The sequence below is a fragment of the Pseudoalteromonas obscura genome, assembly GCF_030135505.1.
Classification (GTDB): Bacteria; Pseudomonadota; Gammaproteobacteria; order Enterobacterales; family Alteromonadaceae; genus Pseudoalteromonas; species Pseudoalteromonas obscura.
Map to the genome: position 1 here is coordinate 221532 of NZ_JASJUT010000005.1, position 16224 is coordinate 237755.

The window sequence follows — 16224 nt, forward strand, 5'->3', positions numbered from 1 at the left end:
ATTGAAGTTAAACGTGGAAAATAAAAAAATAGAGTTAATGGCATTAATGTATGCCACCGTCAATGATATGCGTGAAGCGAACTGGCTAAGAGATCCTCAATATGGTAGCCCAACAACTTTGGCAGAAGAAGGCGCTTTATATAATAAGTATCAGGAGCTGCTTGGCGAATTAATAAAGTTAAACGCTGACTATGTTAACGAGGATATCCATATAGTTAATCAATATGGTGAAAGTTTGTCTTTTGCGCAGGCTCAAGAGGTGATAAACATTAAAATTAACGCTTTTGAAAGCGGTAACAAAAAGCGTCAACAGATACAGACGAAGATGCTTGAACAGCAGCGGTTGGAGCAAGATGCCATCAAAGCCAAGCGATTGGAAGAAGATGAAATAAAACATCAACAGCAGCAACTAGCAGAATTAAAGCAATCGCTTGCACCATGGCGATGTATTGCGCCAAAGACCGCCGTCTACGAATCACCATCTCAAAAGCATCAGCGTATGCAAGCACAGGCTGAGGAATTTGGCTTTAGGTCTTATCTTGATAGCTTTCGCGAAGTGTATCAAGCGTTGCAACTTGGTACGCCACTGGTTGAGTTGAAGCGATACACAGTGATCCCTGAAGAAGACGGCGAACTGTTTTCCCTGCTTTGTATTGTTGATGATTTTGCGATTTATCAAGGGACAGAGCGAAATATTGCTGCAGGATCGAAATTCACCCGACTGATTGCATTAGAGTGTGAAGCAACACAGGTGTACGAGCGTTATAGCATGCTGCCCAAAGGGTTCTTTTCATTGCAAGGAAAAAAACGCTTTGCGGTTAAACTGGCGACGGGCTTGGCATTTCAACTGATTAATGCCGAGCAGGAGGTATTGATATATAAACATCTTGGAGCCACTCAGTAAATTATCAACCATATCTATATATAAAGCGCATATTTTTCTCTCGTTTGTACGTTACCATATTTTGTCCTTGTTTACATTGTAGGGACGTGGTAGCGTGCCCCCTCTTTTGAACTGCTAATCGTGGTTCTAGTCTATTGAAATATAAATATAAAAATACTTGTTTTTATCGTATTAACATTTAAATGAGGTGTATATGAAGTTATCCGAAAGAAAGGATTCTTTGCGCATTGTCGTAAGTAGTGTGGTGTTTTCAACTGTATTGTCGGCCTGTGGCGGCAATGACACTGTTGATGTGGTGCATGTTCAGGCTAAGCCCGAAAAGGAGCCCGTGGTCAACCAAGCTGTAGTCGTCGGAGCTGGTTTGTCTGGTTTAACCGCAGCATATGAATTAGAAAGTATAGGCTACTCTGTCACAATACTCGAAGCTAAGGACAGAATAGGTGGTCGTATAGGCACATACGATATGGGACAGCAACATGGCGAGATGGGAGGTGAATTTATAGATGGCCCAACCGTTCACCAAGAGATCCATCGATATGCCAGTTTATTTAACGTTGAGCTTGCTGATACAGGCTATTGGGGAGAAATCGAGAGTGGTGCTTATTATGTTGATGGAAAGTTAGTCAATTACACTGACTTTGAAAGTAACTTTGATGCTCAAATTGTCAATGATTACAATCGCTTTTATGAAGAACTCAGTTTGCTTGCCGATGCAGTCCCCGATGCAGATGATCCTGCACTGCTCGAAAAAGCCAAAGTATATGATTTAACCACAGTTCAGAGTTGGATTGATGATCTACAACTTCACCCAGAAGCAAAACTGCTTGCGGAGCAATATGTCAGAGGGGATTTTGATGAGCCTAGTGACCTTTCTTTGTTGCACTTAGCCCAGTACGTCAAAGTGTATGAGCAGGTGTCTGATGACGATGTTGAAAGCCATCGCTTTTTAAAAGGTGGCAGAGCTATGGCGCAAGCATTTGCGGATAATATCGAAGGGGATATTCACCTAAATCAGGCGGTAGTTCGAATTCAAGAGCAAGGTGAGCGAGTGACAATTGATACGGTATCTGGCGCCAGCTATGAAGCCGACGTTGTGGTGGTAACCGTGCCTTTACCAGTGTTAAACAAAATTGACTTTTCACCTCGATTGCCTCAAGCAATGAGTGACGCAGCAAAAAACATTAATTATGGTTCACATTCAAAAGTATTGCTGCAGTACAGTAAACGATTTTGGTTAGATCAAAATCTCGGCGGAGATACCGCTGTTGCTAGTGGTTTATCAACAGGCTGGACGTGGGAAACGACCGAACGCCAAGGGGGTGAAGGGGGGATTTTGATCACTTATACCTCTGGAGACTATAGTCAGATACAAAAAGATTGGACAGATCAACAGATCATAGCTGCAAGACTCGATGAGTTATCCATCATGTACCCGGGTTCTGGGCAATATTTGGTTGATGCAAAAGTACAAAATTGGGTTGCTGAAGAGTGGACTCAAGGTGGTTTTATCGCTTATGGACCAGGGCAAATAACTAAATACTGGAAGTTATTTCAACAACCTGTAGGTCGTATTTATTTTGCAGGCGAGCATACCGATACGCTTTATTTAGGGTTTATGGAAGGTGCGGTTCGTAGTGGTATTCGTGTCTCTCAGCAAATTAAAGAGTTAAATCTATAGGTAATTGGGAGAGTGCCTGCTGTCAGGCACTTCCTATGACCAAATTGAACAGCAATCAATATGTATTTGATAGGCTGCTATGAGGTTGGTTTTCATTGCTAATTTAACGAATGCGTCTAGTAAGTGATAATTTTTAAGAGAACTCTTTCCAAAGGTTATGCCTAAACATTTTAATGCTGATAGTTCACTAGGCTATTTCAATATGATTGTAGATACAGCCATACAAGTACTTTGTTTAGCCAAAACTTGTAAAAGGCAACGTGAGATTGAAGCTTTTAAATTGTTATTTTTAATTGTTGGTTTATATGTGTTAATTTATTTTTTGTTTTGGTGAGTTTTAAACTCGTGTAAAAGGGGGGAAAGGTCGGTTTGCATTAACTTTTAGGTTTTTTAAAATTGGTTTTTATTATAACTTCATCGTGGTTTATGGTTTTTGAATAGTTTATTTGTGTCGTTTTTGTTAGTCTGGCGCTGTGTTTATAATATTATTTATAATTAAATCTAATAGGTTTATTTGGGTTTCTTTTTCAGGTAACCTTCCGCTCGATTTTCTATACGGATTATATTCATGAGTAAAATGACCCAATTAGCCTTTCTTCCTATACTTTTTGCTTCTACACAAAGCGCTGCTTATTCAGTAGACAACCCGGTTACAAGAGTAGGTGACTATTCCGTACAATCAGTACATTTTGAGCTCGAGGATATATACGTTGGTGGCTCCCAACAATCAGCTAGAACCATTATATTTGAGCCAAACAAGCAAATCAGTATCAGTGACATGGATGTATATGAAGCAGGTGTTGGAGACTCATTACAGCTCAGTTATTCGGTTTCAAACAGAAAATATTGCCAACCTATTCAAGGAAACTCCTCCAATTGTCAAACTATCTCTATTGCCCAAGCGAACATCATAAAGTCAAAAGATGGCAAGTTTGATAAACCCGTTTACTTTGTTTCAGGCCTGAATGTGTCAGCTAATGGAGTTAATAGCGGTGTTTATGATCTAGAAAAGTATTGGTCAACATTTAAACTTAAAGACGTCTTCAAGACACTATTGGATGCCGGAAAAGACATTGTCTTTATCGGTTATAATACACACAGTGAATATGTCGAAAACGCCGTAGGCCAGCTCATACATTATGTTGAAACTCGGCATAAGCAGGGTGACTATCACAGTACAATGGTAGGCTACAGTTACGGTGGTATAATGGGCCGTAAAGCACTTAATCGTTTTGAAGATTCAACATATCAGCACGAATTTGCAAATTATATTTCTATTGATGCTCCACATAAAGGAGCCATAATTCCACCTTCCTTTATACATGCAGTTGAACGTATAAAAAGTCGCCTTGACGATGTAAATAAATTGTGCAGTACTACATTGAACTCGGCGTGTAATGTAGACAAAGAAAGAAAGCAGATGGGCGCATTATTGGCTGACATGACTGAAGGGGCCGCAAAAAATCTATTGGTTACTGGCGATAATTCTTATACCTACTTTAATGACCTAGATGCACAAGGCTTGCCGTCTACTTACAACGTAGCGTTTTCAAACGGTAGTTACACAGGTACCTCTCAAGGATTGCCACTGGGCACCGAAATGGCGAAGTTTGAAAATGACTACAAAGCGTATGGAAAAAGAGAATATACGCTACAGATACAAGATTTAAGCTCGTCTTCGACTTCTCCAAATTATAAGGCGCCTTTCTACTATCGTAACTATGTGTTAGAAAATGCACCAGGCTCCTATGCCATTGATGGAAATATGGTGAATTCGTTCCTAAGAAAGCCTGACGGTACGGTGAAAGACAATGTCACTATCTTACACACTAATTTACTGAGCTCGAATAAAGCACCGACTTTCATTACCACTGACAGTGCTTTGGCGCTAGATGTAAACGATGCCGACGTGGCGTACGACCTATCTAGCGTAGCAACACCTTTTGATAAGGTCTACGCAGTCAACGGGAAAAACCTATCGCATTCTGATTTTACTTATCACAGAAGGTCTTTGCTGTATCAAATCAATAAAAAAGAAATTGATACGGTGGTTACAGTGATTACTTCGACTATGCTTCTGGAGTGATTGTATGACGAATTTATGCGTATTGTAACAAGGGGTTGCAATACGCATTTTAAGAGGGGAAGTTAGAGTATTTTTATTTTCCACTCATTTGTATTACTACCAATGGGGTTCTGATTTTACCCTATTAACTACCTAATCCATGTTATGTTGATATCCTGAGTGAAGCCAAATGATGTGCATAACAGTTATTGAGACTAGAGTGGCTTACAAGTGTATGGGGAGAGCTGCTAGGTTGGCCATTGGTATTTTTATCTACAACGATCATTAAATAACTCTCGCCCTTGCAGCCCATGACTTTATATCAGCTTCTTATTTTCTATAGTTAACCAACTGACTAATTGTTATTAAATTTGCAATGAATTTATTCTTATGTGGAATGTGAGAGATCTCAGGTATTTTCTTTATTATTTTTTGAATGCGATCTTTAGTTTTTATTTTAGCCAAGTGTTATAGTGTATCAAAATTTGTGCTGTTCATTTTTTATAGAGTAAGTTAAGGTTTTTTTTAGTCTCTGTTATTTTCATGGCTTTTATTCGTTTTCATATTCAAGAGTTAGGAATACCGTTGTTCGGTAAATACTCTGGCTGACAATCAAGTAAATAAATATGGAAAGAATAATGAAAAAATATACACTGAACTCGCTAACAGCGGCAGTTATTTGTGCACTAAGTGGCTATGCACAAGCTCATTCGCATGCTGCAAACACGCCAACAGATAACGTAACCATTGATCCTGTTCAAGTACAGAAGTTGAAAAAAGATGCTGAGTTACATAGAAATTTAACAGCTGATTTTAATGCACCACTGGTTGTAGATAATACCACTGACGCATCACAGACCCGCGAATGGCACGGCCCAGTAACAACACGTAAAGTGCTTACCATTTTGATGGAATTTGCCGACGTTCCTCATAATACAATAAAGCCAGAAAATATACCTAGTAGACATTACTATGAAAATTATACACCTGAGCACTATTATGAGATGACATTTTCGAAAAATGGCTACGAAGGGCCAAGAGGTGAAACACTACCAAGTATGCGTGAATATTTCCTAGATCAAAGTGGTGGTTCTTTTGATGTAGAAGGGGGAGTATTTGGCTGGTATAAAGCAAAGTTTGATCACCCTCATTATAAGCAGGACACTCACGCACTGATAAAAGAAGCTGTATATAATGTATTAGCAGATGAAAACTTTAATTTGAGTGATTATGACCTTGATAATGATGGTCAAATTGACCATTTAAGTATTATTCACTCAACATTAGGCGAGGAATCTGAGCCGCGTGCACTACGTCCAGATCCAAACAGTCCGTTTAATAATTATATTTGGTCTCACCGTCACTCAATTAACCAAGACGTATTTAATGAATCAGTGGGTAAAACTGCGCGTATTGGCAGTTATGTCATCCAGCCAATCGATGCAACGATTGGTTTGTTAGCGCACGAGTTAGGTCATGATCTAGGTCTACCAGATGAGTATGACACTGTATATTCTGAAGATAAACATGGTGGGGTTGGTGAAACTGTTTCTGCATATTCTTCGATGGCTTCAGGTAGCTGGGGTGGTGTGATCAGAGGCACAAAACCGACGGGTTATAGCCCATATGCAAAACTGTTCTTACAAAATAAGTATGGTGGTAACTGGATCCAATCTCAGGAAATCAATGCTGCTGAGCTAACAGGAAAAGGTGTAACGGTTAAGTTCTCTCAAGCTGGTACGAAAGGTTTGAACAACGACTTGGTTAAAATTAACCTGCCAGAGCAAACGAAAAAGATCTATGAGCCATTGCATGCCAATGCATTTGACCTAACAAGTTATAGTGCCATCTCTTTTGCACAATCAGTAAAAGGCACTGAAGCTGCCACTTTGAGCTTTAGCTTAAACTCAACACAGTCTATTAACGGCGCTTTTGGATTGAGGTTGTTGGTGGATATTCCAAGCGCGGGTATTTCTGGTGCTTTAGCACCGGCAAATGCAGCTGATTTAGAAATGGCTTCTGATGGTAGAAAGATTCTTACCACAGGTTCAACTTGGACAACGGTTAATTACGATATTTCATTTTTAGCACAGTTCGATGACGTCACTTTTACTGTTGAAAACTACGCAATAGGTGGCGAAGCGACTTACGTCGCGGTTGATAATATAGTCGTGTCAGATGGTGATAAAGTACTCAATGAAATCACTTCAAATACACCTGAAAAAGTTAGCTTTGTAAACAGCGCATCGCTGTCTGATGGAACAATTCAATATACACCTTACTATCTATTAGAATGGCGCCAGCACGTTGGGTTCGATGCGAGCTTGAAAGAGGCTGGAATGGAAGAAGGCCTGTTAGTTTGGTATGTTGACCCATCTTATGTAATTGAATTCTTTGATGTACCAAGTGCTGATAACCTAGTGGGTGCGCACCCTGGTGAAGGCTGGATTGGTATTGTCGATGCAGACAGAAACCCAATTTTAGAGTATGTGACCGAATATAGCAGCACAGGTCAGTGGGTAACAGATCGAAGCGTAACACCACTAAATAGTCGCAGACAGATCAAAGATGCCGCATTTAACACTGTGCCGCAATTAGGTGATGAAGGTCGCACAACGCGTACGGATTTGGCTAATGGTGGATACCTTGAGACGGTATGGAGAGATCAATTCACAAATGCAAATCCTCGTTTTGCAGATTGGGATGACTATACAAACTACATTCGCCCAGCAACAGGTAAAAAGCTGCCGAAATTAGGCCTTATGTTTGAAGTCGTTGATCAATCAGCTGATGGTGCGACAGCAGACGTAAAAATTTCTAAAATGTGGTAAGCCTTATTAAACAATGACGTTGTGTTTGAGCCTAGCAATTGCTGGGCTTTTTTCATACTACAGTTTTAAAATTGAACTAACTATGCAACGGAATAACCCCTATTTTATCGCTCTATCCTTTGAACTAACCTCACTTAAAATTTCCATAATATACGCTAAAAATACTCTATGCTTAGTCTAACGTATTCATTTTGTTGCGACATCGCATTGGTAAGGCGCAAAGCGGGGAGAAGATGTTTCGAATAAGGTCTGCAAGATTCGTTAGTCTTATATTAATCAGTGCTCCTTTTTCTTGGTTATCTACGATGTGCCACGGAGCACAAGAGATTGAAAAAATCTCCGTGACAGGCACTAGAATAAAGCGCTCAATACAAGCCGATAGCCCATCACCAATATCTAGCATTGATGCAAAAACGCTCTCTTATATTGGTGCCAATGATGTGCGAGACTTAATTGAAACCCTATCATTTAATGCAGGGGCGCAGAACAACTCTGATAATTTGACACAAAACTTTACGGTTGGCACTTCAAATGTAAACCTCAGAGGGCTGGGCGTATCTTCTACTTTGGTGCTGTTGAATGGTCGGCGTCAAGTGACATCTGCAGTGGTTACCGATCAAGGAGCCAGCTTTGTCGACACCGCATCACTGATCCCCACTTTGGCAATAAAGAGAGTCGAAATATTAAAAGATGGCGCATCGGCTATTTATGGCTCTGATGCTGTTGCGGGGGTTGTAAACTTTATCAGTAGAGATGATTTAATAGGTAGTGAACTTCAATATGAGTATCGAAATCGCTTAAGTGAAGGCAGTCAAGATGAAACTAAAATTGACTTCGCTTATGGCGCTGAGATTGGCAACACTGGACATTTGCTGTTCGCAGCAAGCTATTTAGAAAGGACCAGTTTAGTGCTTGGAGAGGTTGATTGGGTCCAACCGGCATTTAGCAGTTTTGGCAATCCCGGTAGTTTTGTGATCCCTTCTCTTGCCAATGGACAAAACCCAACGGGTCTCACAGTTGCTGACCCAAATTGTGAGCAAAATGGAGGTGTTGAATCCGAAGGGAGTAATGGTAATACATTTTGTCTGTTTGATTTTGCACCGCAAATCACAGCGGTGCCGAATGAAGACAGGCTACAGGTATATATGCATGCAAAATGGGAACTAAACACTGGTATTGAGCCGTGGTTTGAAGCGGGTTTTGCAGATAATGATATTTCTCGAGAAGTCTCACCGAGTTTTCCTGTGTTAAATGCGCCATCTGTGCTCTCGTCACATCCAAACAACCCCTACGACGAAGATATATTTTTTAGAGGGCGACCATTTGGTGTTGGCAAACCAACTGAGCGGAATTTTTATGAGCACCGTACTTCACGGGTCGCATTTGGTGTAGACGGATCTATTGGGTCGAACAAATACTGGCAAGTTTCCTACGTGAGTGCGCAAAATGATGCATTTTTAAATCCCAGAGATGTCTTAGCTGACAACTTTCAATCAGCTTTATATGGGTTTGGTGGGGTGAATTGTGACAACCGAGCCGATCCAGTGGCAGGCACAGGTTCTTGTCTATATTTTAATCCTTTTTCCCCTCAGGATAGCGTGAATGAGCAATTACGCAGTTATATCATTGGTGATTATATTGGTAATGTTAAATCGACATTACGTGTTTTTGAAGGCGTCTTTGCGTTTGATGAACTGTTTGCAATCGGCGATGACTACAGCGCATTGGCGATTGGTATTCAATATAGAAAAGAGTCAATCACCTCTGTCTATGATTCTTTGACGCAACAAGACAGGTTTGCGTTTTTAATCGGCAATCAAAATGTATCTGGAGAGCGCAATGTTAAAGCGCTATTTTCTGAGTTGCGACTCCCGCTTATGGCTAAGTTTGAGCTGGGATTGGCCATTCGATATGAAGACTATGGAGATTTAGGAGGTGACACCACAGATCCGAAACTGTCAGTGCTTTGGCACTTATCACCAGATTTATCGTTTAGAGGCTCATACAGTACATCCTTTAGGGCGCCCTCTGTCCATCAATTAAAAGGCGTTCAAACCAATTTTGCCAACATTACCGATCCCAGAGATGGTTCGACGACATTTGGCGGTAATCGAACAGTAGGTGACGCGAGCTTGGTGCCAGAAACTTCAGAAGCGTTTAATTTTGGCATTTCATATGCGTTCGACACATTAGATATCGATGTAGATTACTGGCGTTTTTCGTTTGAAGAAGTGTTAACTCGAGAAAGCCATCAAGCGGTTGTCAATGCGTTTCCAGATGACCCTAATCGGGTAGTACGCACCTCCGCAGGTACAATTTCAATTGTGAATACGCGGTTTATCAATGCTGAAGCGATTGACACGTCAGGTGTGGATCTGACAGCCATGTATCATTTTGATATGCACTTTGGACGGGTAACTCCACAGCTTTCAGCATCTTATTTGTTGGAGTATGACTTAATGGATGAAAGTGGCACTGTTACGGACGGTCTGGGGAAGTTGAATCGCAACACAGTCGGAAATCCGGCACCAAGACTCAAAGGCAGCATGGGCATCAATTGGACCATAAACGGCCATAGCGCAAATGTGTTTTTTCGCCATGTGGCCAGTTACGAAAATGACGTAAGTCTAGAAAAAATAAACTCTTTTAATACGATAGATTTACAATATGAAATGGAGTTTAACGAGTCTTCTATTCTGGCTGTTAGTGGGGCGATCACCGCTGGTGTGGTAAATATAACGGACAAAGCCCCGCCTTTTGTAAATATTGCAGGTAGTTATGACCCCAGAACAGGCGATCCGAGAGGACGCAGAGCGTATTTAAAGCTTAAGGTGCGCTTTTGAATTTTATGGTTGGTTGGTGGTATATGGCAGGTCATTCTTCCAATAGACGTAAACATGGGCATATTCGACTTCTCGTCATCGTCGTCATATCTGTGATTTTGCTAGTCCATAGCTGGGAGGGGAATACGCGGACTTTGCGTTTTGTCACACTTGAGTATCCGCCATATCAGTATTTAGAAGATAACAATGCTAAAGGCATTGGCGTAAATATGGTTAACGAAGTATTTAACCGTATGGATAAGTCCTTTGTGGTTGAGTTTTTACCTTGGGGTCGTGCTCTTAGAGAAGTTCAGGCTGCACGTGCCGATGGCATTTTCACAATTTATTTTTCTGAGGAGCGACAGAAAAGCATGCTGTTTTCACAGCAGGTATTGATAAACCAATCGGTTTCAATATTCAGCAAGCGTGATAGTGGTTTAAAATTGACTGGCAATATCAATGAATTGAGGCAGCTAAGAGTAGGGCTGGTTAGAAATGTAAGCTACGGCAAAGAAATAGATTCAGCCATAGCGCAAGGTATTATCAACAAAGTGGTGGAAACGACCTCTGGTACTCAGAGTTTTAGGCTTTTGTTGGCTGACAGAGTAGACGTCGTAATTAGTAATCAGCTCGGAGGGGTGGATATACTTCGCCGACTTAACATTCAGCAATTGGTTCAATTTCACCGTGAATATGAGTTTGTGATCCCCAGTTATTTCGCGTTTCCTAAAACGTGGCGTGGCGAAAAGCTTAAACAGCAGTTCGACACAACGCTGCGAAAAATGAAAAGTGACGGAACGTATGAGGCGGTATTGGCGCAATCTTTACGATGTAATGGCAATGATTGTAAAAACTAGTCAGGGAAAAGTGGCCCTAGAATAGGCCACTCAGTTTTATGTTATATCAAGCATCTGGCTAGTTAGCGTTTAAACCTCGACGTTTAAGCAAGGCGTCTGTCGTCGGTTCTTGACCTCTAAATGCTTTGTAAGACTCCATCAGTGGTCTTGAATTACCAACTTCAAGAATATTTTGACGATAGAGTTTGCCTATTTTTCTGTTCAACCCGCCCTGAGATTGAACATACGCAAAGGCGTCCGCCGCTAAAATTTCGCTCCACATATAGGCATAATATCCGGCAGAGTAACCGCCGCCCATTGAATGGGAAAAGTACGCAGATTTATAACGAGGTTGAATATGAGGTAAGTACAGGTCATGTTTCTTAAGCACTTTCTGCTCAAATGCTTCTAAATCTGTGATTTTGTCCTCCGGTTTCAGGGAGTGCCATTCCATATCTACGACCGCAGCTGCGACGTACTCTAAAGTATCAAACCCTTGGTTAAAACTTCTTGATTTTACTAGCTTGTCTAATAGTTCATGCGGTATCGCGGCATTTGTTTGGTAGTGTTTCGCATAGTTGGCGATAACTTTTGGATGAATTGCCCAATCTTCCTCAAATGTAGATGGAAACTCCACGAAATCTCTAGATACCGCAGTTCCAGCCAGAGAAGGGTAATTGACGTCAGACAACATACCGTGAATTCCGTGGCCTAATTCATGGAAAATGGTGGTCACCTCGCCATAACTCAGTAGCGTTGGCTGGCCTTTCGGTGCTTTAGCAATGTTCATTACATTGACCACAACTGGTGTTTGATCAAGCAAGTGAGACTGGTCGACAAATGAATTCATCCAGGCGCCACCTCGCTTGCCTTGGCGTGCGAAGTAATCAGCATAAAAAATAGCTAGGCTAGTTCCGTCATGGTCGAACACTTCATACGCTGTGACATCAGGATGATAAACAGGTAAGTCTGGGCGAGGTTTAAACTCTATACCATATAGCGCTTTCATGGTGAAAAACACGCCATCTTTGAGTACGCGGTTAAATTCAAAGTATGGTCTGACAGTGCTTTCATCCAGCGCATATTTGTCTTGGCGGACTAACTCCGCATAATAAGCCCAGTCCCACGGCTGCACGGTAAAGTCGCCACCTTTTTGGGCTATTTTTTCCTCAATAGCTTGTGTTTCTAGCGCTGCGTTTTCCATCAGTTGTTCAGTCATGTCTGAGAACATTGTGAATACAGCTTCAGGTGTTTGTGCCATTTGTGCCGACAGGCCATATTCAGCCCAGCTATCAAAGCCAAGAATATTAGCGCGTTCAGCGCGGTTTTGCGCGAGGCGACTTACAATCTCTGTATTGCTGGTCTCACCGGAGCGCGCCCTATTTGCAGAGGCTAACCATATACGCTCTCTTAAAGCGCGATTTTCAAGCTGCGCAAGAATGGGCTGGCGTGTGGTATTGGTAATACTGATTAGATACTTACCTGTGTGCCCTGCATTTTCGGCTGCTGCCGACATGGCGTCTATTTGTTTGTCATTTAGGCCCTTAAGTTGTGTTCTATCTTCAACCAAAACGGCAATATTTTGAGTTTCTTTTAGCAGATTTTGACTAAATTGGGTGGTTAGTTGAGAGTGCTCTTTGTTGAGCATTCTGATCTGTGACTTTTGATCTGCATTGAGCTTGGCACCTGCGCGGACAAATCGTTTGTAATATACCTCTGTGAGCCTGAGCGATTCAGCATCAAGTTTTAGTGTATCACGTTGTTGGTAGATGTGTTGCACTCGACTAAAAAGTTGTTCGTTCAGGTAAATATTGTCGTAGTGCTGTGCCATCAAAGGAGCAAATTTTTGCTGCAGGGTTCTGCGTGTAGGCGTTGAATCGGTCGCACTGATATTTGAAAAGTAAGCACTAACACGGGTTAGCTGCGCGCCACTTTTTTCTAAAGCGACAATTGTATTTTCAAATGTGACCGTTTTTTGGGCTGTTATTTCGTCGACTTCCGCGAGCTGTTGTGCAAAGCCCAGCTCAAATGCTGGTGCAATATGTTTGTCCTTGATGGCTGAGAAGTCAGGTGCTTGATATTGCAATGAACTGGGGCTGAGCAGTGGGTTTGTCAAGTCGACCTGCGCTGTTGATTGTAGCTTTGATATTGCTGATTGTGGCGCGACATTTTGGCTATTGCAAGCCCCAAGCAACAGCACTGAACTGATTGCAGCAGCGATTGATTTTCTTATCATGGTGTGTTTCCGAGATAGTAAAACTTTGGATATTTAATGCAAAAATTACGGTTTTATTGGTAAAGCCCTTTGATAAAAACAGGTTGGGATTGGCTTCTATCAAGATGCTTTGAGCGTACTTTTGTACAAGCTACCCGCAAGGTTGAATTTCCGTGATATGTTATACTGTAACAAAATAAATGCAATTATAATTCTTGTTTATTTACTAGTGAAATTTTAAGTGATTGATTTTTAATTTATAAAATAGGTTCATCTTCAAGGTTGATGATTTTATTGCAATAGCGAGTTGAAAGCTCTTTTTAAGACATGATTGAAAAACACATGGAAAAAGCTTGCAAATTACCTGAGCATGATATGTTATATTATAACAAAATTTAGATGGGACAATTATGTTTAAACTTTCACCACTGATGCTTGGCTTGATAGCGCCTTTATCAGTACAAGCGTATGCTCAAAATATTAGCGGCCAAGTTCAAGACGAGCAGGGTAAAGCAATTGCAAATGCGACGATTTCAGTTATGGGTTCGCAAAGAACAACCCAAACTGATAGTCAGGGTAAGTTTGTTTTACAAACAAATGTAAGCGGTGATGTGGAGCTTCATATCACGGCGGCTGGGTTTGCACACCAAAACAAACTTGTTGCAGCATCAGATACAGGTTTAAACACCATTGTCGTGACATTAAATTCTTCAGCTATTGAAGTGTTAGACGTTAAAGCATCACCATTTCATGCGTCGATGATGGAGTCATCTATGCCGGTAAGTGTGTTATCCGGAGATAAATTGCGCGAGCAGCAGGCTGCGACCTTGGGTGATACCTTGTCTAAACAAGTGGGGGTCCACACCAGTTTCCATGCAAAAGTGGCAAGCACACCAGTTATTCGGGGGTTAAGTGGTCCTCGTGTTTTGATCACACAAAATAGTTTAGATGTCAGTGATGCTTCTCGTGTTGGCCCAGATCATTCAGTTGCTTCAGAGACTTCAACCGCGCAACAGGTGGAAGTACTTAGGGGTCCTGCAACACTTTTTTACGGCAGTGGTGCGATTGGCGGGGTTGTCAACGTGGTGGATGAGCGTGTCCCAACGCGCAGCGAGACATTTGGTGAGGTACTGGTTGAGCATGCGACAGGTGATGAGCAGAAGCTAGCGAGTTTAAATCTAAACACTGGTACAGAGCAATTTGCGTTTCATGTTGACGGTTATCTGAGAGACTCAGAAGACTATGACATTCCAGTACCTGCTGAAAAAGGGGCTGATGAAACGCATTCTGGTGATTATAAAGTTGAAAATAGTGCAGAAGAGTCTTCGGGCGGGACGGTCGGTGCTTCTTATTTATTTGAACAAGGTTATATTGGCATCTCTTACGGAAAAATGACCAGAGAATACGGGATACCAGGCCATAGTCACGGCGACGAAGCGCCAACAGTTTATGCTGATTTAGACCAAGACAGATGGCAGATGATTGGTAAATACAGCTTCGACCATCAATGGCTAAGCGAAGCAAATTTTCGAGCTGCGTATACTGACTACGAGCATGCAGAGATAGAGCATGGTGAAGTAGGGACTATTTTTGCGAATGAAAGCCAAGAAGTACGATTGGATTTGATGCATCAGCCGATTGCACAATGGCGTGGTGGTGTCAGTGTGCATTACAAACGCAGTGACTTTTCCGCACAAGGTGCTGAAGCATTTACACCGCCTTCAGTGAGCGAAACATTTGCGGTTGCGCTGATGGAAGAACGTCATTTTTCGGACGTGTTAGTGCAACTCGGTGCACGGGTAGAGCGTGTCACAATTGATGCTCCAAGGGTTGTATTGTCGAGTGGTGATTTGCAAGGTGACGACCACGACCACGACCACGACCACGACCACGACCACGACCATGATCATGAAGGCGAGCAGGCAATTGCTGAACGTATTTTTGCAGTAGATCACGAGTTTACACCAATAAGTTTGTCGGCCGGTGCTGTTTGGGATTATCAACCGGGTTACAACATAGGTATTTCCGTGTCTCGTTCAGAGCGTGCACCAGCAGCGTCTGAGCTTTTTTCATTTGGTCCTCATATTGGAACAGGTACTTATGAAGTTGGCGCATTGTTTAGACAAAAGGCAGATAGTCTATCGTTTGAATTAAACCCCGCAGACATAGAGCTGGAACGCGCGCACAATATAGATTTAACTTGGCGAAAGCTAGATGGCGACTTTGGTTTTGTACTGAACGCTTTTTATAACCAGATTGACAACTATTACTACCAAGTTAACACCGGCCTAATGGCGGATGATGGACATGACCATCACCATGATCATGGTGAACACGACGAGCATGGAGATGAACATGATCACACAGATCATGAAAAGCATGGGTTACCTGTTTATGTGTTTAAAACTGATGACGTGATCACACATGGATTTGAAGCGGAGTTTGCTTGGCAGGTAACTGAGTCATTACATGCTACTTTGTTTGCTGATTTGGTACGTGCGCGTTTAAACGACGGTGGTAATTTGCCTATGGTTTCACCAGTTCGCTTTGGCACCAAGCTGACGTATAACTTAGAGCAATTCACGTTAAATCTTGATGTTGTGCGTTATCAAAAGCAATCCCATATCGCGGCTCATGAGACCGAAACGCCAGGTTACACCCTAGTTGATGCCAGTATCAATTATGATTTCGCAGCCTTAGGTCAGGACTGGGTATTGTATCTAAAAGGTCATAACCTAATGGATACAGAAGCTCGCGTTCATACGTCATTTTTAAAGGATAAAGCACCTATGCCGGGCAGAAGCTTTGCGCTTGGGTTTAGAGGGTATTTCTAACTTTTTGTCACTGTAGTCAAAGGGGCTTAGGCCCCTTTT

General features: G+C 41.9%; 8 protein-coding genes. 7 read left to right on the forward strand and 1 reads right to left on the reverse strand.

What is annotated here, in order from left to right; all coding sequences use genetic code 11:
- Nucleotide 1: 1 nt before the first annotated feature.
- The 6 genes from QNM18_RS14130 to QNM18_RS14155 all read left to right on the forward strand — a co-directional run bounded on the left by QNM18_RS14130 (nucleotide 2) and on the right by QNM18_RS14155 (nucleotide 11157).
- Complete coding sequence (locus QNM18_RS14130) at nucleotides 2-904, forward strand: hypothetical protein (protein ID WP_284137594.1); 903 nt, start codon at nucleotides 2-4, stop codon at nucleotides 902-904.
- Between the two features lie 193 nt (nucleotides 905-1097).
- Entirely contained in the window at nucleotides 1098-2582 is a 1485-nt protein-coding gene (locus tag QNM18_RS14135) for a flavin monoamine oxidase family protein (protein WP_284137595.1), read from the forward strand.
- A gap of 568 nt (nucleotides 2583-3150) precedes the next feature.
- Nucleotides 3151-4668, forward strand: coding sequence for an alpha/beta hydrolase (locus QNM18_RS14140; RefSeq protein WP_284137596.1), 1518 nt, complete (start codon nucleotides 3151-3153; stop codon nucleotides 4666-4668).
- A gap of 617 nt (nucleotides 4669-5285) precedes the next feature.
- Nucleotides 5286-7478, forward strand: a complete 2193-nt coding sequence (locus QNM18_RS14145; RefSeq protein WP_284137597.1) for an immune inhibitor A domain-containing protein — start codon at nucleotides 5286-5288, stop codon at nucleotides 7476-7478.
- 305 nt (nucleotides 7479-7783) lie between these two features.
- Nucleotides 7784-10321, forward strand: a complete 2538-nt coding sequence (locus QNM18_RS14150; protein WP_284137598.1) for a TonB-dependent receptor domain-containing protein — start codon at nucleotides 7784-7786, stop codon at nucleotides 10319-10321.
- A 5-nt stretch (nucleotides 10322-10326) separates the two neighbouring features.
- Nucleotides 10327-11157, forward strand: coding sequence for a substrate-binding periplasmic protein (locus QNM18_RS14155; RefSeq protein WP_284137657.1), 831 nt, complete (start codon nucleotides 10327-10329; stop codon nucleotides 11155-11157).
- A gap of 58 nt (nucleotides 11158-11215) precedes the next feature.
- Here QNM18_RS14155 and QNM18_RS14160 read toward each other — a convergent pair whose 3' ends face one another.
- Nucleotides 11216-13372, reverse strand: a complete 2157-nt coding sequence (locus QNM18_RS14160) for a M3 family metallopeptidase (protein WP_284137599.1) — start codon at nucleotides 13370-13372, stop codon at nucleotides 11216-11218.
- A 389-nt stretch (nucleotides 13373-13761) separates the two neighbouring features.
- Here QNM18_RS14160 and QNM18_RS14165 point away from each other — a divergent pair, with 389 nt between their 5' ends.
- The gene (locus tag QNM18_RS14165) at nucleotides 13762-16185 is read left to right on the forward strand and encodes a TonB-dependent receptor (RefSeq protein WP_284137600.1); all 2424 of its coding nucleotides are present in this window, start codon (nucleotides 13762-13764) and stop codon (nucleotides 16183-16185) included.
- Nucleotides 16186-16224: the final 39 nt, after the last annotated feature.